General features: G+C 30.7%; 14 protein-coding genes. 2 read left to right on the top strand and 12 right to left on the bottom strand.

Features of this window, described 5'->3' with window-relative positions; genetic code table 11:
* Window positions 1–2: 2 nt before the first annotated feature.
* Window positions 3–1,436, bottom strand: coding sequence for a sulfatase family protein (locus BLU40_RS15275; protein ID WP_090125607.1), 1,434 nt, complete (start codon window positions 1,434–1,436; stop codon window positions 3–5).
* Window positions 1,437–3,020, bottom strand: coding sequence for a sulfatase-like hydrolase/transferase (locus tag BLU40_RS15270; RefSeq protein WP_090125604.1), 1,584 nt, complete (start codon window positions 3,018–3,020; stop codon window positions 1,437–1,439).
* A 190-nt stretch (window positions 3,021–3,210) separates the two neighbouring features.
* On the opposite strand from BLU40_RS15270, the gene BLU40_RS15265 reads away from it, so the two are divergent.
* Window positions 3,211–4,782 (top strand): tetratricopeptide repeat protein, encoded by a 1,572-nt coding sequence (locus BLU40_RS15265; protein WP_090125601.1) that lies wholly within the window; start codon window positions 3,211–3,213, stop codon window positions 4,780–4,782.
* 91 nt (window positions 4,783–4,873) lie between these two features.
* Here the strand turns inward: BLU40_RS15265 and BLU40_RS15260 are convergent, their stop codons facing one another.
* The 7 genes from BLU40_RS15260 to BLU40_RS15230 form a co-directional block, all read right to left on the bottom strand.
* Entirely contained in the window at window positions 4,874–6,460 is a 1,587-nt protein-coding gene (locus BLU40_RS15260; protein ID WP_090125598.1) for a sulfatase family protein, read from the bottom strand.
* A 54-nt stretch (window positions 6,461–6,514) separates the two neighbouring features.
* Window positions 6,515–8,749, bottom strand: coding sequence for a glycoside hydrolase family 3 N-terminal domain-containing protein (locus tag BLU40_RS15255; RefSeq protein ID WP_175454809.1), 2,235 nt, complete (start codon window positions 8,747–8,749; stop codon window positions 6,515–6,517).
* A gap of 406 nt (window positions 8,750–9,155) precedes the next feature.
* Window positions 9,156–10,811, bottom strand: a complete 1,656-nt coding sequence (locus BLU40_RS15250; RefSeq protein ID WP_090125591.1) for a sulfatase-like hydrolase/transferase — start codon at window positions 10,809–10,811, stop codon at window positions 9,156–9,158.
* 11 nt (window positions 10,812–10,822) lie between these two features.
* Complete coding sequence (locus tag BLU40_RS15245; RefSeq protein ID WP_090125589.1) at window positions 10,823–12,664, bottom strand: sulfatase-like hydrolase/transferase; 1,842 nt, start codon at window positions 12,662–12,664, stop codon at window positions 10,823–10,825.
* A gap of 220 nt (window positions 12,665–12,884) precedes the next feature.
* Window positions 12,885–15,122: a glycoside hydrolase family 3 N-terminal domain-containing protein gene (locus tag BLU40_RS15240; RefSeq protein WP_090125585.1), complete on the bottom strand. Its 2,238-nt coding sequence runs from the start codon at window positions 15,120–15,122 to the stop codon at window positions 12,885–12,887.
* A gap of 31 nt (window positions 15,123–15,153) precedes the next feature.
* Entirely contained in the window at window positions 15,154–16,719 is a 1,566-nt protein-coding gene (locus BLU40_RS15235) for a sulfatase family protein (RefSeq protein WP_090125581.1), read from the bottom strand.
* Window positions 16,720–16,743: 24 nt separating this feature from the next.
* On the bottom strand, window positions 16,744–18,366 hold the full coding sequence (locus BLU40_RS15230; protein WP_090125578.1) for a sulfatase-like hydrolase/transferase: 1,623 nt from the start codon (window positions 18,364–18,366) through the stop codon (window positions 16,744–16,746).
* A gap of 240 nt (window positions 18,367–18,606) precedes the next feature.
* On the opposite strand from BLU40_RS15230, the gene BLU40_RS15220 reads away from it, so the two are divergent.
* Window positions 18,607–18,966 carry a hypothetical protein gene (locus BLU40_RS15220; protein ID WP_090125573.1) on the top strand — a complete coding sequence of 120 codons (360 nt, stop codon included), beginning with the start codon at window positions 18,607–18,609 and terminating at the stop codon, window positions 18,964–18,966.
* 73 nt (window positions 18,967–19,039) lie between these two features.
* Here BLU40_RS15220 and BLU40_RS15215 read toward each other — a convergent pair whose 3' ends face one another.
* Genes BLU40_RS15215 through BLU40_RS15205 form a run of 3 tightly spaced genes read right to left on the bottom strand, consistent with a single transcriptional unit; the run spans window position 19,040 to window position 23,787 of the window.
* Window positions 19,040–21,232 (bottom strand): glycoside hydrolase family 3 C-terminal domain-containing protein, encoded by a 2,193-nt coding sequence (locus BLU40_RS15215; protein WP_090125735.1) that lies wholly within the window; start codon window positions 21,230–21,232, stop codon window positions 19,040–19,042.
* A gap of 34 nt (window positions 21,233–21,266) precedes the next feature.
* Entirely contained in the window at window positions 21,267–22,508 is a 1,242-nt protein-coding gene (locus tag BLU40_RS15210; RefSeq protein ID WP_090125570.1) for a LamG domain-containing protein, read from the bottom strand.
* 1 nt (window position 22,509) lies between these two features.
* Window positions 22,510–23,787 (bottom strand): glycoside hydrolase family 117 protein, encoded by a 1,278-nt coding sequence (locus BLU40_RS15205; protein ID WP_090125567.1) that lies wholly within the window; start codon window positions 23,785–23,787, stop codon window positions 22,510–22,512.
* Between the last annotated feature and the right edge of the window lie 82 nt (window positions 23,788–23,869).

Here is a 23,869-nt window from a genome sequence, read left to right as displayed (position 1 = left end):
TATTAATAATCATTTCCTTTTTTGCTGTTATTTACAGACTCTAACCACTTATCTAATTCTTTATGCATTTGTTTGGCTAATTCTGGTTTTTCTTTAATAATATTTTTCACTTCTGAAACATCATTTAGTAAATCGTATAGTTCATATGTTTTACCATTATTTTTTGTAATTAACTTATATTGATGATTTACCCAAGATAGTTGCTTTTTGTACCGAAAGCCCATTGGTTTTTTCCTTTTCATTTTTGGCTTTTTTATACAAGACATTAAATTAATACCATCTAAAGGTCTGTTATCTGGATATTTAATATCTAATACACTCAAAACCGTTGGTAAATAATCGCTAGTAAATGCCGGAAAATCAATACGTTTATTTCCTTTTAATTTTGCTGGCCAAACTACAAAAGCAGGTGTTCTTAAACCTCCTTCGTGTAAACTTCTTTTTCTTCCTTTTAAATGACCTGCGCTTCCTGGAGTTCCATTTTCAGGGCCATTATCGCTACAAAACCAAATCATAGTATTATCTGCAATACCTTTTTCCTCTAAATCTTTCCATAATCTTCCAATTTGATCATCTAAAGCAGTAATACAACCGTAATACAGTTTTTGTTTATTAGATATACCATAATATTTATTTTTATAGTACTCACTTGCAACTACCGGTAAATGTGGTGTATGTGGCCAAACAGTTGTAAAAAATGGCTTATTAGCTTTTACAGATTTTTCAATAAAAGGCAGCAATCTATCCATTATTACTTTGGTGTCGTCTCCTTCTAAATTTTCAGTAGCTTTTTCTTCATCCCCAATCCAATAAGCCGTATTGTAATCTTTAGATTGAGTTCCTTTTTTAATTGCTGACCAACCGTATTTTAACGATTCTCCTTCAGCATAAACAGCTGGAGAAATCATAGGGTCATAAGTAGGAACTTTTGATTCTGTACAGAAATACTCATCGTAACCATGCATGCTAGGTACACTATAATGTTTAAAGTGTTTTTCTTTACCTCCTCTATTTGCATCCAACTCTTTTTTAGTATGAATTCCTAAATGCCATTTTCCAAAATGTGCTGTAGCATAACCTTCTTTTTTCACCAATTCAGCAATAGTAATTTCTTGAGTTTTCATATGTCCTGAATTTGCATCAGGAATTTCAATTCTATACGGATTTCTCCCAGTTATAACACTAGCTCTTGTAGGAGAACAAACTGCTGAAGCTGAATAAAAACGATCGAAAATAACTCCTTTTGAAGCTAACAAATCTAAATTTGGAGTTTTAATTGTTTTATTTCCATTAAATCCAGCATCAAACCAGCCTTGATCATCTGTCATTATTAAAATTATATTTGGACGTTCTTGAGCTTCTAATCTGTTAGCAAATACTATTACAACAGTAAGTAATAATATTTTTCTGAATATATTTTTGATATTATTTTTCATTTACTTCTTGTTTTTATTCTTCTTTCTTAATGCTATTTCGTGAGTTTGTTTGTAATCTTCGCGTGTTTTATTCATAGTATTGGCATAATTGGCTGTTTTAGCTCTAAGTTCAACCAATAACTTACTGCCTTCATATTGTTCAATTAGATTATTCATTTCTTTAGGATCATCCTTTAAATTAAATAATTGCTCAAAATCGGGTTTCTTATTATTAAAATCTAGGTGAGTTTCATTATACCCCCAAAAACCTCCACGATACATTCTAATATATTTCCAATCTCCCATTCTAATTCCTTCACAAAATGGATTATCTCTTCCTGTAAAAAAGCTTTCTAAAAACAATTCTTTTCGCCAATTCTTATTGTTCCCATTGATTAAAGGGGTTAAGCTTGTTCCTTGCATTTCTTTTGGAGATTCAATACCTGCATACTCCAAAATTGTTGAAGTTAAATCTAGACTAGAAACCAACTCTTCAATATTTTGTCCTTTTTTATTCTCAGGCAAACGAGGATCGTAAATAAAACAAGGGATTTTTGAAGCTAAATCGTATAACAAAGCCTTACCTCCCATACCGTATTCTCCCATTAATAAACCGTGATCACTCGCAAAAATGATAATTGTATTATCTGCTATTCCTTTTTCTTCCAAAGATTTTACCATATCACCAATAACTTTATCCATGCCGGAAATTTGTTGATAATATCTAATGTAATGCTCATTACAAGAAATGGTGTTATAATCATAAATATAGGTTTGCGTAGCTCTACCTTTATTTTGATCAATTATTCGTTTTGGAATGTATTTATAGGGATCTGTTGCTGTTTCTTTTGGAATTTCAATTTTACCATCTCTATATAAAGTATCGTAAAATTCTAATCCTTTTAATTTTTCGTAATTATTTGCAGGTTCTAAACATATTTCTGCTTGCCTATTTTCTGGATGCATAGACATTATTTGACTTCCGTGAGGTACTGAAAAACTAACCGACAAACAAAATGGTTTATTACTAGGTGTTTTTTGTAAAAAGTCTTCAATGCTTTCACCCATTATTGGTGTAATAATATCTTCTTTTGAATCGAAATATTCTGAACAGTTTTCTAAACCTTTTGGCCAAAATTTAGACCAGCCATCGTGTGCTCTCCAATAATCAAACTTTTTTGAAGCATTACCTTTAAATGTGTAATATTCTATTCCAAATTTTCCAATAAATCCAGTATAATACCCATTGTTGCGTAATAATTCAGGATAACTATTTTCCCATTGACTCTCCGTTAACGAATAACTAGATGTAAAACCAATACCATTTACACGTTCATATGTACCAGTAAATAAAGCTGCTCTACTTGAAGCACAAACTGGCTCGGCAATGTATGTGTTTGAAAATCGAATTCCCTCATTAATTAATTGATCTACATTAGGCGATTTTACTATTGGATGCCCCATAGCTCCAAATGTATTATCTCGTTGATCATCAGAAAGTAAAAATATGATATTTGGCTTTTTATTTTGACTTTGAATTAAAGTACAAAAAAGAATACTAAATAACATCAAAAACATTTTTAAAAATTGCCTTCTATTTTTCATTTCACATTTATATTAAATATTCAACTAACTCCAACAAATATCGTCTTAAAAGTTGATGATTTTCTTATTTTAACCATAGAATAAACATAGCAATGCGTATATTTAACCATATATACAACAAAGCATTACCATTTATTATTTACATTTACACATCAGAGTATCAGCACTATATATTTTATAAAATATTTCAATGAGTTTAATTTCAAAAAAAACAATCTTACAACTTGCTTTATTATCCGTAGTTTTATTTATTTCGATAAGCTCTATTTATTCTCAACAACAAAAAGATAGTTTGCTTATAAAATATACTGGAGAAATTTCAGAAGCAACACAAAAAAAAGATACTCTAAAAATAATTGAATCAAAATTAAATCTTGTCCATCATTTTTCAGGAAAAGGTTTATACAGCAAATGTTACGATGAAATATGGACGCTGCTTCCTTTAGTTAACTCTCCAAAATATTCAGTTCAAAAAACAGAGGTATTATACAAATTAATTACTCTTTATATGGTTTTAGAACAGTATGTAAAAGCTGAAGAAACTTATAAAGAGGCACAACAAATTGCTGCTACCCAAATAACAGATAAACAAACTCAAATAGAATTACTAGCTCAGCTTTATACAAAAGGAGCTTGGATAGCCTTGCAAGCACATAAAAACTTAAAAGAAGCTGAAAAATTAGCTCTTAAAAGCATTTCTTATAGCCAACAAGTAAAGAATAATAAAACAGCTGTCCACTACGGTCAACTTCACCTTTCTCAAATATATTTAAGTATGGGAGAATTAGAAAAAGCTAAATCTTCACTTATTAAAGTTAGCCATTCTTATCCATTACCTTTACAACCAATTCACGGTTTACTGTATGAACGATTAGGTTTGTATTACAAAATGAAGCAAAAGAGTGATTCTGCAATCTATTTTTATGAATTAAGTATTGCTGCTATTGATACTTATAATACACATGCAGATAAAAAACTTCAAACATTAAAAAATCTTTCAGAAATATATGCTCAAAAAGGAAATTCTAAAAAAGCACTCCTAAAACTAACCGAAGCTTTTACTTTAAGTGAACAACTTTTTAGCAGCAACAAATCTCAAAACAAAGAATTATTTGAAATTAAGAATAAATATGAGGCTCAAATTCAACAAAACAAAGAGGAATTAAAATCTCAGCGGCTACAAATTTTAGAAAAGGAAAAAACATTTTGGCGCTTTAAAATTATTCTTATTAGCGCTTTCCTATCTAGTTTGTTTGGCTTTATCTTTTATTCTTTCAAAAGAAAAAGTAAAATTAAAATTGTAAAACAACAACTTGAACTTCAGAAAAAAGAAGAGTTTCTTGAATTAAAAAACAAAGAATTACTAACCTCTGCTACACAATTACTAGAACGCGATTCTCAACAAAAAGAAATAAAAAAACAGTTAGACAAACTTAACGTAAAAGGAGAAAATACAGAAATTGTAAAAGAACTTAAAAGCTCTCTTAAAATTAATACAAGTATTAAATGGAAAGAATTTGAATCGCATTTTACATCTGTAAATGATAATTTTTATACCACCTTAAAAAATAAATTTCCAAAACTTACACCTACAGATTTAAAAATGTGCGCATTTATTAAACTTGGATTTAGTAGTAAAGATATGTCGCAAATAATGGGGCTAAGCGTTGAAGGAATTAATACTTCTAGAAGTAGATTACGTAAAAAAATGCAGCTAGATAGAAAAATAATTCTAGCTGAATTTTTACAAGACTTTAAATAACTACAAGCATTATATTTAAATTATCAAATAAAAAAGGATTACTAATTATAGTAATCCCTTTTTTAATCTAATTGTAATGCTTTTTTTGTTTTTAATCATTCCAATGTTTATTAACAATTTTTTGAATATGCGGATACTCTTTATCCGTTTCATTTAATTCCTCACGTTGTCTTTTCAACTCTTTTTTTAGCTCTTCAATAATTTCTTTAAAAGCAGGATCATTGTATCTGTTATGTATTTCTTTTGGATCATTTTTTAAATCATAAAATTCCCAAGTTACTGGAGTTTGAACATCATGACCTAGTTTATTTTTTATCCAATACTGATTTTTAAAATCTTTTTTAGTTAAATAATGCGAACCATAGTAAAAAATTAATTTATAATCTTTAGTTCTTACTCCAAAATGTGCAGGAACTGCGTGATGAATCATATGCATCCAGTAACGGTAATAAGTTGCTGTTCTCCAATTGGTTTCGCTTTTACCTTTTAAGGTGTTTAAAAAACTTTTACCCTGCATATATTCTGGTGTTTTACCTCCAGCAAGTTCAATCATAGTAGGTGCATAATCTGTATTATTAATTAATAAGTCTGTAGTTTTTCCTTCTTTAATCATTTTAGGATAATGCACAATAAAAGGCATTTGCATAGCTTCTTCATACATCCAACGTTTATCAATTAAATCGTGTGCTCCTAGCATCATACCTTGGTCTCCAGTATAAATAATTACAGTATTTTTCCAAAGACCTTCTTTCTTCAAATATTCAAACAAACGACCTAAATTATCATCAACACCTTTTACACAACGTAAATAATCTTTCAAATACTTTTGATACGCTAAGTGAGTTCCTAATTTAGGCTCGATTTCTTCACCAAAAAAACGTGTTGTATAATCTGATGCTTTTAAAGGATTCCTATGTCTTGGTGAAACTGAAGTTCCTATATAATTAATTAACCTATCGTTTTCGCCTTTTGTACCTGCTGATCCCCAATATGGTTGGTTGTACATACTAGCAGGTTCTGGAATTTCAGTATTTTTTAAATAATCTTCATAACGTGGCGCATATTCAAACATATCATGCGGCGCTTTGTAATGATGCATTAAAAAGAAAGGTTTAGACTTGTCTACATTTTCTAAATAATTTATAGCTAAATCTGTAATAACATCTGATGAATGTCCTTTAGATTTTGAAAGGTTTTTTGGCCATTCTCCTTTTCCTTTTTCTCTAAAAGTAGGATTAAAATATTTTCCCTGACTTGGTAAAACCTTATAATAATCAAAATTTACTGGCTCGTTTTTCAAATGCCATTTACCAATCATAGCTGTAGAATACCCCAATTTTTTCATTTCAATTGGTAAATATTGCTTACGAGTATCTAAGGCCATGTCCAAATCTAAAACACCATTGGTTTGTGGATATTGCCCACTAATAATACTAGCCCTACTTGGCGTACAAATTGAATTGTTGCAAAATGCATTATTAAATAACATTCCTTCGGAAGCTAACTTATCTAAATTCGGTGTTGGATTTAATGTTGCCAATTCACCGCCATAAGCTCCAATTGCCTGTGCAGCGTGATCGTCAGACATTATGTAAATAATATTTGGTTGTTTTTGGGCAAACAACATTGTTGCCATAAAGAAAAAACCTACTTGTAAATAATTTTTAATTGCACACATAATTAATTTAATACTATTTAATTTTAATAGATTAATAAAACCTAACTCATTATTTTAATTTCTTTCAGAGAAAAACACTGATCTTCCGTTTTTTAAAACTTTTCTTTTTCCTTTTAATTCTAAATCCGATTTTAAACGAATATCTGTTGAAGATGCTCCAATTAAAAATTCAAAATTTTCAGGTTCTATAACCCATTCTCCATTTTTATACTGTGTAAACTGTTGTGGAGATACTTTAAATGTTACTGTTTTCTCTTCTCCTGCTTTTAATTCCACTCTTTTAAACCCTTCTAATTGGATTTTGTTTAAGGTTGAAGTTTCACTTTTTGGAGAAACATATAACTGAACAATTTCTGTTCCATCAACTTTACCAATGTTCTTTACTTTAAATGATAATGGAATTCTTTCATCTTTAACGTTTGCAAAAGTTTCCATTTTTAAATCGCTGTATTCATAATTTGTATACGACAATCCAAAACCAAATGGATATTGTGGTTGGTTATCTTTTGAATACCCATTTTTATAATTTATTTCTTTTTTACTCTCGTTACTTGGATAGGTTACACACAATTTAGCCGTTGGGTTTACATTACCAACTAAAATATCTGCTATAGCATTTCCTCCTTCTTCACCAGGAAACCAAGCTTGTACAATTGCTGCACATTTATCTTCAAACTTGCTTACCAATTGTTGTCTTCCTCCCATTATAACTAAAACCACTGGTTTACCTGTAGCAATCAATTTTTCTACAAAAGCTTCTTGTTCTCCCGGAAGTTTAATTCCTTTTCGCTTTCTTCCTTCACCAACTAAATAGATATTTTCACCAACTGCCGCAACAATTACATCACTCTCTTTTGAAATTTTTAATGCATTATCCAAGTCTGGTTGTGGCAAACCTTCAATAGCCATTACTTTTAGTTTACTTAATCTATCATCTCCCATTCCAGCTTCTACCTTAGATTCTAATGGAGCACTCCAATCACAGCCTCTTTCATGTTGAATGATAACATTATCACCCAATTTAGATGCTAAACCTTCACTTAAAGGAACCAATTTTGGATTATTAGCATCAAATTTTGTACTCCACCAAAATGAAATCATTGATTGGTACGTATAATCTCCTAACATACCATAAACACTTGCTGCGTTTGGACCAACTAAAGCTACTTTTTTAATGTCCTTTTTTAATGGTAAAATTCCATTGTTCTTCAACAATACAATAGACTGACAAGCAGATTCATATGCCAACTCTCTGTTTACAGGTGGATCAAAATCTAATTCTCCATCTACACCAATTTGTGGTTTTTCATCTAACAATCCTAACCTAGCTTTCATAATTAATGAACGTCTTACAGCATCATTTACTTTTTCTAAGGTTGTTAAATTTTGTTGAATTGCTTCAGGCAATAATGGAAAACATTGTCCTTCTGATAGTTCAATATCTGTCCCTGCATTTAAAGCCATGGCTCCAGCTTCAACCATAGTTTTTGCTTGTTTATGACCTTTATAAGTTAATCGAATTGAACCATAATCACTAACAACAACACCGTTAAATCCAACTTGATCACGTAACATAGTAGTTAACATTTCTTTGTTTGCTACAACTGCCATTCCTTTGTACTTTCCATAAGAAGGCATTACACTTTTAACACCTCCTAATTTAATTGCTACTTCATGCGGCATCAAGTATTCTTCATATAATTCTTTTGGATCATTATTTTGTGCTCCATAGCCTGCAAAATGTTTTGTGGTACAAGCAACACCACTACTTAAATCTTCACCTTGTAAACCATTTACAAAAGCTAAACCTAAAGCAGAAGTTAAATATGCATCTTCACCATAACTTTCTTCAATACGCTCCCAATGTGCAGTTCTACTAATATCTAACATTGGAGAAAGAGCATATGTGGCCCCAGCCGCTCTCATATTTAATCTAGTAGAATTTGTGTTTTTTGAAATTAACTCTTCATTCCAAGAACAGCCCATTCCAATTTGTTGTGGAAACGTTGTTGCGCCTTGTGTTGCAAAACCTGTTATAGCCTCTTCGTGAAAAATTGCTGGGATTTTAGAATTAGTTTCAGTCATTAAATAATTTTGAACTGAACGTACAAAATCTCTTAATTCACTTGGCTCCATAGTTAAACCCGATGAAAACTGACTAAAATGCCCAATTCCATGTGGAATCATCTCTCTACATTTTTCTAATGAAATTTTTCCATCTGTCATTATCTCCATTGGACGAATACCTTGAATTTGAGCCAACTTTTCATCCATTGTCATGTTACTCATAATGGACTCAACTTTTTGGTCAATCTCTGAGGTTGAAAAATTAGAAATTAATTGTTCTGGTTTTTCCTGCTTCTCTGAACACGAAAAAAGAAAAAAAGTGATTAGTAGAATTGATAAAACTCTCATTTTATAATAATTATATTTTACTTGTTTTTATAATAACTTCAATCAAATATAAAACTATTAAAGTTTCGTTTTTCTAAATATTCCATTTAAATAGTTTAAAAACTCAATAGAACAACAATTCAAACCAAGAGTGTTATTATTACAACAATTGATAAGTTTATTTAATAAAATTTACACTATGTCTTTAAAATTTAAAGCAAAATAGTAAATGATAATTTTAAAAAAAACTCCAAAATTGTAGTTGGTTACAATTTTGGAGTTCAACATTACCAAACTCAAGCTAATGTTTATTCTTTTTTTTATTTTTATTTTTTAACCAAGATTTATTTTTCTTTATTGGCAATACTGCTCCAGGCTCTAATGGTCCGTGTGGTGCTGTAGCAAATAAATCAAACTTAGGTAACACCTTTTTCAATTTACTTTTTTCTGCCTTCAAATTTTTAGGTACAGTATTCCAATCTTTAATTACAGGATAACTAATTAAATCTGAAGGTGTTTTACTAACATCAAACCATTTATCTCTACCATCTTTTAAAACGTTTTTACTTCTAATAATTTGCGTACCAGATTTGTAAGCGTAAATCCATTTTCTATGCTCTTTTTTATCTGTAGTTAAATAAGGCCAAAAACTTTCTCCATTTATTTCGTAGTTATCAGGAATTTCAACTCCAACTATTTCAGCAATTGTAGGATATACATCTGAAATATTTAACAAAATATCTTGTTCACCTTTTTTAGTAAAGTTAAAACCGGGAGCATACACAATAAATGGAACGTGTACACCTTTTTGTATTTCGTTACTATTTTTACCATATCCACTCGTTCCATTATCAGCACAAAATATTAGAATTGTATTATCTTCAATTTTTAATTCCTTCATTTTTTTCAAATACAGCGAAACCTGATAATCTAAATATTTTAGATGACTATGCATTCCAGGTTCAGTTACAGTACCGTTTGTTTTGTAATTCCCTTTACTTCCTGTTACATTTGGTTTTGTTCTTTTGTATTTACCGTTTTTATATGTAACAATTGGAGTTCCAGGCCATTTATTGCCTTCCGTAGGATGTAAAAAATCAAATCCATCGTGTCCTAAATGCGAAGTATGATACAAAAAGAAAGGTTCATCTTTTTTCACTTTTCGCTCCATAAAATCTAACGCAAAATCTAACTCAACATCAGGTCCATATGTATTTACGCTGAATTCTTTTTTAGATTTCTTAGTGTTTGGCCACCATTCAAATTTCTTGTTTGAAGTTGGGTGATTCATTAGCATTACTTGTGGTTTCCAATACCAACTAGATTGTGGATAGGTAACAACTTCTTCACCTGAATCATTATTAACCACTAATTTTTTCCCATCCTTTTTAATTTGTTCCACTTGAAATGTAGTATAAGGATTATCACCTGCCAGTCTAACATTACCCGCTGTAAACACACCTTCTTCAAATCCATATTCTTCTAAATCGTCATTACGCATTTGAGTTTTTCCAACCCAAAATGTTTTGTAACCACCTTCTTGAGCAATATGTCCAATTAATTTAGGAGAACTTTTAAAAAGTGGATACGTAGCTGTTTTCTTTTTGCCTATTGAATACCTTCCAATATCACTATTTGCCCACCATTTATGAATATGTGCATATCTACCAGTCATCATCATAGCTCTACTTGGAGAACATACAACGGCTGCCCAAGCTGTCTTTACAAAAACACCTTCATTTGCAATATTATCTAATACAGGCGTTTGGGCTCTATACTTCATATCTTGCGTATTTCCACCTTTTGGTGGACTCCAAGTATCTGATTTGTAAATAGGCATTTCTCTTGCGCTAATATCATCTGCATAAATTAAAATGATATTTGGTTTTTTACTTTTTTGTGCTAAAACAGAAAATGTTACAGCAAAAATTAAAATGAATTGAATGTATTTAAACATAGTTGTTGTTTTTATTTCTTCGGAATTATTTTCTTTGGAATATTAATTTTTTTATCATCAGATCCTAAAGCAAAATCTGAAACATTATAATCGTTTACTTTAGACCAATTACTTTCAACTCTTCCATCTCCCAGCACAATATTTCCTAATTTTTGTCTAAACCAATCTGCCAATTTTATATACTCTTTATCATTGGCTACATTGTTTCTTTCTTTTGGGTCTACACGTAAATCATACATAGCCATTTCAACGGCATTTCTATCTGCTTCAACTCCCCATTTTACATTTGTATTAGGTCTATACTTATTACTTGCTTTTGAATTTTTTTCTCTTGTTCGCATAGAAAAAGAAAAGTTTTTAGTGCGTATATATGCTCTTGGACCAATTACGTGGTTCATTTCAGCAATAACATAATCTCTGTTAAGCTTTTTGTTTTCTAACACTTCAGCCAAATCATAACCATCTAAAAAATTGAATTCTTTTTTTGAAACATCTGAACCTCCAGCTGAAACAATTGTTGGAAAAATATCTACATATTCTGTAAATCCTTTATATACTTTACCTGCTGGAAATTTCTTTTTTTCTGAAGAAACAATAATAGCAGAAGTATGGTTTGATAATTCCCAAGGAGAAAATTTAGTTTCTATTCCTTGTTCACCTAATTGCCAACCGTGATCTCCACAAACATAGAAAATCATGTATTCTTGGTTGTTTCTTTTGCTATATGCCTTAAATTCATTTATTGCTTTTCCTATTTCTGAATCTCCATAAGCGCAAAAAGCATAATAGTCTCTAATAGTTTGTTGCTTTTCTTCTTCAGTTAAACCATCTATTTGGCCTTTATCATATAACTTTTTTAACTGAGGCGGTAATTTCTTTAATTCAGATTTACTAAACTCCGGTATGCTATATGTTTTTCCTTTAAAACGATCTCTAAATTCTTTTGGAGGCATAACTGGTGTATGCGGAAAATGGTAACTTAAACTTGTAAAAATTGGTTTAGAAGTATCTGCTCCATTAAGTTTTCTTCCCATTGGCGATTGGTAACTTTTATTAGCATTTTTTAAATAATCTAAAAATTCTCTTGTAATATTACCATCTAAAGTTTTACCTGCTGGCATTGAGTTTACACCACCAACAATTAAATCGGAACTGCTTCTTGTATACGCATATAATATATCTAACTCCTTCTCTACCTCAGCTTTAACTTTCTTTTCTTCTTTTGAAATACTTTCTAATCTGGAGAAAGACTTATGAGTTCCATCTGGATAGTAGAAATTTACTCTAGAATCAGTTTTTTTACTTTTTCCGTTTACTTTACCCCAAACTGAATTGTTATCCCAATCAGTTGTTTTAGAATTTCTTCGTAAATCATTTGAATACACATATTGCTCATAAAATTCAGGGTCTCCTTTTATAGTTTTCCCATTCCATTCAAAAATATAATACCCTTTTTTACCAAACATTGTAGTTTGGTAGCCATTATCAATCATTACTTCGGGTAAGGTTTTATTGAAATTATCATTTTGATTGTGCGTTTTTTCAAAACCATAAATTCCAGCATGATGTGGATATTTACCTACAACAATACTTCCTCTAGAAGGAGCACAAGCCGGTGAATTACAATGAAAATTTGTATAAACAGTTCCTTCTTTTGCTAAAGCATCTAAATTTGGAGACTCCACATAACCTAACGGACTTTCTTTTTTACCAGTAGTTATTTCGTTAAAATAGCCATTTGAATCCATTCTTTGATCATCGGTCATAATCCAAAGAATATTTGGTTTATTTTCTTGTGCAGATAGCTTTAAACTTAAAACTAAAAGGAATAAAATTTTTAATATGGTTTTCATTTAATATTGATTTGATAAAATTACCTTAATAGATAGATTACAATTACAATACCAAAAGAACAAAATAAAATATGTAAACCTCAGTTCATATGATTTTAAAACCGACACAAATGTTTAATCAAAAAATGAGATATTTACAGTAAAAAATAGTACGTTGTATATAAAAAGTATATATACATTATTCTACACAACACTCCATAAAACACTACTTGTCAGTAATTTAATTTTTAACAAAAATAAATTTTGCTGATTTATCACCTATTAAAATTTCAAACTCTCCATCTTCTGTAACTCGCTCTAAATTTGCATTTATAAACGATAAATCATCTTTATTCAATATAAATTCTACTATTTTTGAGGCTCTAGCTTTTAAATGAATACGGTTAAACTTTCTTAATTTTTTCATTGGTGGAATTACAGAAGCAACTAAATCTTTTACAAATAAATCGATAACCAAATCGCCATCAACTTTACCTGTATTGGTGACTTTTACTTTTACAGTTAACGATTCATTCTCTTTCAATGTTTTAGAACTCAATTCAATTTCATCATATTCAAATAAAGTATAACTTAAACCTTCACCAAAAGCCCATTGCGGTTTATAGGTTTTTATATTACGAACCGGAGCATCATAATTTAATAAATTACCGGAATATTTAGGATATGAAAATGGTAATTTCCCACTTGGGTTATAATCTCCAAATAACACATTTGTTATTGCATTTGCGCCTTGACTTCCAGGCCTGTATGCCATTAAAACACCATCTATTCCTTCAATAAATTCATTTACAATTCTTGGTCTTCCTTCGGTTAACACTAAAATTACAGGTTTATTTGTTGCAATTGCAGCCTTTGCTAGTGTAATTTGATCTTTAGACAGTTCTAAATCATCTATATTTCCTTTAGTTTCCGCATAGCTTATTTCACCCAAACACAAAATAATACAATCTACATTTTTAGCTTTTTGAGTTACACTTTTTATTTCTGAAGTAGTTATTTTTTGAAATTTATTTGGCGCAACACACGTAACATTTTCTTTTCCTATTTTGATTTCTATAGCTTCTTTAATTGTTAAAGTAGATTCAGCATATAAATGTTCTCTATCGCCTTGCCAAGTATACGACCAACTACCGTGTAATGTAGCTAAAGAATTTGCTGCAGGCCCAGCAATTAACACTTTTGAATTTTTACTTAACGGCAAAATTGGTTTATTATTTATTGATTTGTTTTTCAACAAAGTCATACTTTGTTCAGCAGTTTTTAAGGCTGTTTCTTTATATGAAGCCAAGCCAAAATTAGCAACTGCTTCTTTTTCAGGATACGGATTGTCAAATAACCCTAAATCGAATTTTACTTTTAAAATTCTCCTTACTGCATCATCTATTCGATCCATTGAAACCTCTCCTTCATTTACTAGCTCAATTAAGTCGTGATAAAAATCTAACTTATTTGGAACCATACTCATATCAACACCTGCATTTATAGCCATTTTCACTGCGTCTTTGTTGTTTTTAGCTACTTTATGTTCTTTGTGTAAATACATAATATCTTCCCAATCGGTAACCACGAATCCTTTAAAACCCCACTCGTTTTTCAACAAATCGGTTAATAAATACTTATTTATATGCACTGGAATTCCATTTATTGACCCTGAATTAATCATAATAGTTGGAGAACCTGTTTCAACAGCCTTTTTAAATGGCGGCATAAACGTTTCTCTTAATACAATATCGGGAATATATGCAGGTGTTCTATCTTTTCCAGATTGCGGAACTGTATAACCTAAAAAATGTTTCATACAAGATGCTACATTTGTATTGCTTTTTAAATTGTCTTTTTCATAACCTTTAATTACTTGTGTTCCAAATTCTGAAACTAGTAACACATCTTCTCCAAAAGTTTCTTCAAAACGAGGCCATAATGGTTGTTTTCCAACACCTAAAACTGGATCAAAATTCCAACGAATACCACTTGCCCTCACTTCTTTAGCTGTAATTTCAGCAATTTCAAAAGCTAATTTAGGATTTCGAGAAGCTGCCAATCCAATATTGTGAGGAAACAAGGTGGCTCCTTCAGTATATGTTGCACCGTGAATGGCATCAATTCCATATAAAACAGGTATTTGTAACCTACTTTCTTTAGCGTAATCTTGAATTTTAGTAATTAACTCGTGCCATTCTTCAACAGAAAAAGGAACTGAACCATCTACATTTAATAAAGAACCTACTCCATTTTTAACTATATATTCTTTTAGTTTTTCTTCTTGAAGAACTCCTTTTTTATAAAATACACTCAGCGTAATTTGAGTCATTTGCCCAACTTTTTCTTCGAGAGTCATTTTGCTAATCAAAGAATCAACCTTTGTGTTTTTTGGTTTATTATCTTTTTGATTACACGCTACTAACAAAACAAAAGCCACCAATAATAATTGATAGCTTTTTTTAAATATATATGTCATTTTTTAATTTTATTCAAGTGTGATAAATTTACTAATAATAATCCCAAAAATCGAAATCTACCGCATCGATTTTATCCTTATCATCGCCTAATTTAATCGCATTTTCTTTCATTTCTTTTCGCATTTCAGCAACTTTTTCTTTGTACTCCGGAAAAAATGAAAGATCTGTAGTTTCCCAAGGATCTTTAACAATATTAAATAGTTGTGTTACTCTAGAACCTGCAACAAACTCACCAGTTTTACGATGTTTTCCATCTGCTCTTACATATTCAATTAATTTAAAATCGCCTTTTCTATAAGCTCTTTGAAATTGTTTATAAGCAAAATACATAGAATTTCGAACTTGCTTAATTTCATTATTAATTATAGGCAACAAACTTTTCCCTTCAATTGAAGTTGGTTTTTCTATTTTAGCTAAATCACAAACTGTTGGAAAAATATCGTGTATGTACGTTAACGCATCAATTCTTCTACCTTTATCTTCAACTAAATTTCCTGAAATAATAAAAGGCACGTGAATTCCATCTTCATTATAAACGCTTTGCTTACCCATTAGACCGTGGTTTCCAACTGCCAAACCACTATCACCTGCCAATACAATAATTGTATTTTCGTAAACACCAGTTTCTTTTAAGGTTTTAATTACTTTTCCAATTTGGGCATCTAAATGTGTAATAATTGCATAATAGCTTGCCAATTGTTCTTTTGCAACATTTAAGGTTCTTGGCCAAGCAGCTAAAGCCTCATCTCTTAACACCATATCTCCATTATCAAATGGATGTTGTTCCAAATACGATGGTGGTAAATTAATATCTTTTACAGGATACATATCTATATATTCCTTTGGAGCTTGACGAGGATCGTGTGGTGCGTGAAAAGCTAGATACATAAAAAATGGTTTTTTCTTATCTGCTTGCTGAATGTATTTTGAAGCTTTTTCTGCAAAAACTTCAGAAGTATGAGGCCCAAAAGCTTCTGTTGCTGTTGGTCCGCGTTTATCATCTTTGGTTAAACCTCTTCTTTTTCTATTTCCATCTTTATCATAAATTAATAAAAATGCCTCATCTCTTGTATAATTACTATTTTTATTGAAATCCCAATAAGGCATTCTAAAATGATCGGTTAGGTAAGCGCTTCGCCCCATAATATTATCACCTGTATCAAATGAACGGTTTAGTGAAGGATTTCCTTGATGCCATTTACCAACAATATGTGAGTTATAACCTGCTTGTTGAAAAGCTTCACCCATAGTAGTATCTGTAGTTGGAATATGGCGGCCTTGTTCTTTTAAACTAAATAATTGTCTACCTGTATGTAACATTGCTCTACTAGGTACACAAGTAGCACCAGAAAAAGAACCCATTAGATATGCATTTGTAAATGAAATACCATCGTGTGCCAATGCATCCATATTTGGTGTTTTTACAGCCATACCACCTAAAGCGTGCACACCTGTAAATCTATGATCATCCGTATAAATTACCAAAACATTTGGCTTTTTCCCTTTTTTCTTTCTTTTACTTTGAGCAAAATTTGGTACTACGGTAAGAATTCCAATAGTTAGTACTACAATTTTTTTTATGAAATTACTTTTCATGATTCTTTATACTTTTCTAAATTATTATTTTTTATTTTTTTTTAGCTTCTTTTTATCAATATAGCCTGGTGCATCGTGGGCAGTAGCATGCAAATTATATTTTGGTAAAATTGTGTTTAATTGATCTCTTTCATCTAAATGTACTTTAGACATTTTAGACCAATCTTTTATTTTTGGGAAGCTTACTAAATCATCAGCATCTTCAGCTACATTGTACCAAGTACCTTCTCCATCTTTCATTACATTGAAACCTCTAATTAACTGCATTCCTTTTTTATAAGAATAAATCCACTCTCTATGTTTTTTAGTTGAAGTTGTTAAATACGGCCATAAACTTACACCATCAACCTCATAATTTTTTTCTATTTTCACTCCAACAATATCTGCTATAGTTGGCATAACATCGGCTATATTTACTAAAATATCTTGTTCTCCTTTTTTTGTTAAATGCATTCCAGGAGCATACACTATAAATGGTACATGTGTCCCTTTTTGGCTTACCGGACTTCCTTTTCCATAATAATGAGTTCCATTATCTGCACAGAAAATAAAAATAGTATTATTCTCAATACCCATTTCTTTAAACTTGTTTATATACAACCAGGCTTGGTAATCTAAATAGTTTACATGATTTCTAATTCCAGGTTCAGACAATGAATTATGCGTATTATAAACTCCTTTATCACCAGTTACATTTGGTTCAAATCTAATATACTCATTACCAGTCCATTTTATTTTTGGTGTTTGTGGGTAATTATTATCTGGATGCTGATTGAAGAAATCTACAGAACCGTGACCTAAATGCGTTGTATGATATACAAAAAATGGTTTCTTTTCTTTTTGTTTACGCTCCATAAAATCGAAAATTAATTCCAATTCTACATCAGGCCCAAAAGTATTTAAACCATACTTTTCTTTAGACTCTTTTGTATTTGGCCACCAATCTAATTTTTTATTAGAACTTGGATGGTTCATTAAACGCACATGTGGCTGCCAATACCAACCATACTGTTGATAGGTATTCATTTCTTTTCCGGTATCTGCATTTATATAAACCTTCTTTCCACCTAATTTTTTTGGAATAATTTTAAAATCTGTCATTGGGTTGTTTGGAGCACCTTGTTCTCCAGGTGTAAATACACCTTCATCAAAACCAAATTTTAATAAATCTGATCCTTTCATTTGTGTTTTACCAGACCACATAGTAGCGTAACCAGCTTTTTGAGCAATATGCCCAATTAAAGTTGAACTTTCATACAAAGGCCATGGTCTTCTTTTTCCTTCTTTACTTATAGACATTCCCAAATCTCCATTATGCCACCACTTATGCTTATCTGCATAACGACCAGTCATCATCATTGCTCTACTAGGCGAACAAATTGTTGCAGCCCAAGCAGTTTTTATAAATACACCTTCTTCTGCCAAACGACTTAAAACTGGGGTCTTAGCCCTCATTTTCAAATCTGTAGATTCTCCTTTAAAATCTGCATTCCAAACTGTTGAATTATAAATTGGAAATTCTCTAGCACTAATATCATCAGCAAAAACTACTACTATATTTGGCTTTTGCTTGTTTTGCTTTTGAGCATAAATATTACCAGCCAATATGATAATAACTATTGAAACTATAAATTTATTTAATTTCATTTTTACTTATGTATTGATTCATTTAGAACTAAATCAAATTTATAATTTTATCAACGCAATTACCTCTTTTAAGCTTCCTTATAATACTACATTTCAAAAAATTACTAGTACATATGATTTTTTCAGTTTACAAGTCCTACAATTATAATTAAAAAGTAATATGTACTAATCTTAAAATCATATGTACAAGCACAATAATAACTTTATTCTCAAATTTGTAGTCTAAAACTAAATATTATTATGAAACACATTAAATTATTAGTATCGTTACTTTTTGTAGTTACAATTTCATTTTCAACAGTTGCTCAAGATAAATCTGCAATGGCAGCTGCTAAAGGATTAGAAAAACTAAAAAAAGAAATAGTTACTGGTGATGCATCTGTGGCATTATCAAAAAAACAAGAAAAGGAATTTACGGCTGCATTTGTAAAAAATCTAAAAGCAATTAAAGAAGTTAAAAAAACAGTTACTGATAAAACTGAGAAACAAGCCCAAATTAAAGAACTTTATAGAACATTTAGTATTAAACTAAAACAAGAAATTTTAACAAAGGCTCAAAATGTTGCAAGACAAAAAGGTAAAAAAATTCTTAAAAAGTAAGTTTAATAAAACTCCATAAAAAAAGCTCCTTTTAAATTTAAAAGGAGCTTTTTTTATTAAAACTTTTTATAATTTATCTCAATCTAATTATTGAAGATTGCGGTTTAGCCGCACCTAATTTTTCGCTTAATGCTGAAGGTGAAGAATTACCAACTATAACTTTATATTCGCCTTTTCTCCATACCTTTTCTCCTGCAACATTTATAACTTTAAGTTCTTCAGCTTTAATAGTGAAGTTAACTGTTTTTGATTCCCCTTTTTTTAATGAAATACGTTGAAACCCTTTTAATGAAGTATTTGGTAAATTGTCATCATTTTCAACTGGGCTAATATACAATTGAACAACATCATCAATATCGAAATTACCAGTATTGCTCACTTCAACAGAAACATTTAAATCATCTTTACTTTTAAGTTTATCTTTATTTAAAGTAAGGTTTTTAATTTCAGTTTTTGAATATGTTAAACCAAAACCAAATGGAAACATTGGCTCTTCTTTCATATACTTATAAGTTCTACCTTGCATAGAATAATCATCATAAGCAGGTAGTTGAGCTATGCTTTTAGGAAATGTAATTGGCAAATGCCCTGAAGGTGAAACATCTCCGAATAAAATTCTAGCTACTGCGTTTCCTCCTTGTTCACCTGGATACCAAATTTGTAAAATTGCATCACAATCTTCTTCAATTCCTTCTAATGAAATTGGGCTACCGCTAGCCACAACTAATACAAGTGGTCCTTTTTTACGCTCAGCTATTTCCTTTACATAATTAATTTGATTTTCAGGTAGTTTTAAATCTGCTTTATCACCAATATCTTGTGAGGCAATAGCATCAACTTCTTCACCTTCTCTATCAGCTGTTAAACCTACCACACAAATTGTTACATCAGACATTGAAGCAACAACTGGTGCATAATTTTTAGGGTTTATATTTTTATGAAAAGGCAATGCTCCACTTCTATAATTTAATGAAGTTCCAAGTGAAACAATATCTGTAATTCCTTCTAAAATTGTAACTAAATTAGAACTTACACCATAGTAGCTACCCATTAACATATCTCCAGAATTAGCAAAAGGCCCAGTTACATAAGGAACTTTAATGTCTTTTGGTAATGGCAATACGTTGTTTTTGTTTTTTAATAAAACAATTGACTTTTCAGCAGTTTCTAACGCTAATTGTACATGTTCATCGCAATGAATTTCTTCTTTTCCAATATTTAAATAAGGATTGTTATCATCTTTATCGAACATTCCTAATCTAAAACGAGTTTTAAATAACTGTTTTGTTCTTTCAGTAATCAACTCTTCCGTTACAAGGCCTTTTTCCATTGCTTCTTTTACATGTTTAAATGTACTTCCACAATTTAAATTAGTTCCTGCATTTATAGCTACAGCTGCAGCTTCAACACCAGTTTTCACATACTTCATTTTATAAGCAATTCCTCCAACAGCACCACAATCTGATGTTATATAACCATCAAATCCCCAAGTATCTCTTAAAACTTCTTTTAATAAATAAGGACTTGCTGCTGCTGGTTTTCCGTATACTGCATTATAAGCTGCCATAACACCTTCAACTTTACCTTCTTTTACCAAAGCTTCAAAAGCAGGAAAATATGTTTCATATAAGTCTTGCTTATTAGGTTCTGCATTAAAAGTATGACGAACATTTTCTGGCCCAGAATGAACAGCAAAGTGTTTTGCACAAGCCGCAGTTTTTAAATATTTATCGTTATCTCCTTGTAAACCATTTACAAATGCAACACCAATTTTAGACATTAAAAGAGGATCTTCTCCATAAGTTTCTTGACCTCTTCCCCAACGTGGATCTCTAAAAATATTTACGTTTGGAGTCCAAAAAGTTAATCCAGCATATCTACTATGATTCCCCATACTTTGTGAAACCTTGTATTTAGCTCTTGCTTCATCAGATATTGCAGAAGCTACTTTTTTAGCTAAAACTGGATCAAAAGTTGCTCCTAAACCAATTCCTTGAGGAAAAATGGTTGCTTTTCCGTTACGAGCAATTCCGTGAAGGGCTTCATTCCACCAATCATAATCTGGAACTTTTAAACGATCAATTGCTGGAGCTGTATTTACTAATTGCCCAACTTTTTCTTCTAATGTCATTTGAGACACTAAAATATCCACTCGCTTATCAATTGAAAGAGATGAATCTTGAAAAGAAAAATCTACTTCCTGTGCTTTTAAATTAAAGCTACTTGCAACGCAAACAACTAAAAATGCAAAAAATTTATATTTCATTTTAATCATACTTCTAAATATATCTTGTTGCTATCTACTTTTTGTAAACAAACTTAAATTCATCTGTTACAATATTCTTTTTTCCATTAGGTTGCTTAACAAAAATTTTAGCAACATATGTTTTATTATTCTTTAATTTATTATTCAACTTTAATTGCAAATCTCTATTTCCAAAGCCAGCAAATACAGTATGTTTTGTTTGAATAACGGGCTTTTTATTTTCATCAAATAATTTAATTAAAACTTCTCTGTCTACATTAGACATATATGAGTAGCTTACATCTATATTATTTTTTGAAGAAATTTTAGATAGCTTATTGTTGAAGTATACTCTATCATTAAAAATGGTTAAATTCTCTGTTGCATTATTTTTAACTTTCTCGTCTATATCAACTAAATCATAAACTCGTACCCAATCGTAATAGCACGTGTTTTTTGTTGGATCAGCTAATTCTTCATCATTTGGTAATTTAATCCAAGGAAAAGGATAGGTTTCCGAAACCATATTTAATCCCATTGTTTTATCAAAAGGCTTTTTAGTAATTTCATCATAAAAATCAACCGTTTTAACCTTTCTATCATTTAAAAAATAACTCACTTTACTTTCGTTGTGCCACCAACCTCCATAAGTATAAAAATCTTCGGAAGGCATTGTTTTGGTTTCAATTTTAGATTGTGGTGCACGATAATCGTGTCGTTTTCCTTCACAATCTGTATACCAATAATGCGAATTAGAATTCATTCCACGAGCAAAATATTTACCATCAAAATCACCTTCTCTACCAATACATTCCTGAAAATCTAACTCCAATCCGTATTTATCACTTTCACAATCTGTTGGTCCATCTGTACTTCCTCTGGTAGACATCCAAAAAGTTGTAGACATAGTTGTTTTGGCTGCCTTAAATTTACACTCATAATATCCAAAATAAGCATCTGTAGTTTTTGAAACCACGGCTCCACCTGCTATGTTAAAAATTTTCTTAGTTCCATCTTTTCTAATTTGAATAGAATCTTTCTCTAATTTTTTTCCAGTAATAGACATATATCCATTTCCAACTTTTACTTGTGAAGGTAAAAATATACCAGGCTCTCTACCACTCCAATTTGGGTGATAATCATACCATTTTGTAGCATCTAATTTGTTTCCGTTAAATTCATCAGAAAACTTAGCATTTAAAACCCATCTTTTTCCAACTGGTGGATCTGGCGGATCGGCTCTTAAAACTGAAGTTATTAATGAAACAACTAAAAGAATTATTAACTTTTTATACATTTTATTGGTTATTTAAAGCTTTATTTTCTTCTGCAATTCTTTTTCTTTGTTTACCATTCAACCCCATTTTATAATAATATTCTGGTTTATGGTATACATGTGTCTTTTTCATATCCGGATCATTTACATCTAAACTTAAATCACAATCAAAACGTGTTAAAACTGCATGATTAGTTGACCAACCGTTTACAGCTGTAAAATGCGAAATTCCCCAAGTAATTCCTCTTCCGTCTTTTGTATCAGTAAAAGCATCAGGAATAAAAGGCCCACCTGCATTTGGCATATCTGTTGTAATTGAAGCAATGTTAAAGTTTACACCATCTTCAGAATATTGCACGGTATTGTGCTCGTTTCCATCTCTAATAACCAACGCAGCAATACCTCCTTTAAAAGGAAACAATGTTGTTTCGTGCCCTGAATTTATAATAGGATTTTGAGGATGTTTTGTAAATGGCCCTAAAGGATTATCGGCAGTTGCCAATCCTTGCATTCTAATTAAATTTGGCTGTCCATTAGAATCTGATTTATAATACAAATATATTTTTCCTTTATAAACCATTGGGTATGGATCGTGAATAGAGTATTGATCCCACTCGCCTTCTGCTCCATTAGGAATTACAATTTTATTATAAGGTGTCCAAGGTCCGTCAGGTGAATCTGCATATGAAACTGCTACAGGGCAATCATCTCCACGTTTTCCACTTGCTTCCATAAACCCTTGGTAGTATAAATAGTATTTACCTTTCCACTCCAAAATATCAGTAGTAGCTACAGATCTCCAACCTACATTTGGTTTTTCTGGTCTTGGTACTGCAACTCCTTGTTCTTCCCAAGTAAATCCATCTTTACTTGTTGCATAGTATATATCACATAAATCCCAATCGCTTGAAGGAATTACATCTGTACATTTTTTTGCTCCTTGTGGCGGTGTTGGAGTTTTTCTATGTGTGTACCATACATAATATTTACCATTTGCAAAAATTACTTTTGAAGGATCTCTACGCGTAATTGTACCATCATGATTACTATAATCTAACCCTTTTAATTTGGTATATTTAAATTGAGAATACAATTCATTATCTTGAGGGCGAGGTGCCATATAATTATCATAATTACGCTCCATTGCCGAACTTATTTTAATATTCGGTTTTTCATTTGGAAATTTATAGGGAAAATTTCCTTCTTTTAATTTAACCTCTTCTTTTTGGTTTTGAGAATTTGAACAAGCTGCTAAAAGAATAATAGCAAAACTGTATAATGTAAATTTTAAAACTTTCATTTATATTTAATTTTAGATACCTCTAAGGTAAAATAAAACCAAAAATGAAACATACACATATGTTTTTATATGTATAATTATT

Source organism: Lutibacter oricola, assembly GCF_900106565.1.
GTDB classification, from domain to species: domain Bacteria; phylum Bacteroidota; class Bacteroidia; order Flavobacteriales; family Flavobacteriaceae; genus Lutibacter; species Lutibacter oricola.
Note: the sequence above shows the minus strand (reverse complement) of the source record. Positions and strands in the feature narration are given on the sequence as shown.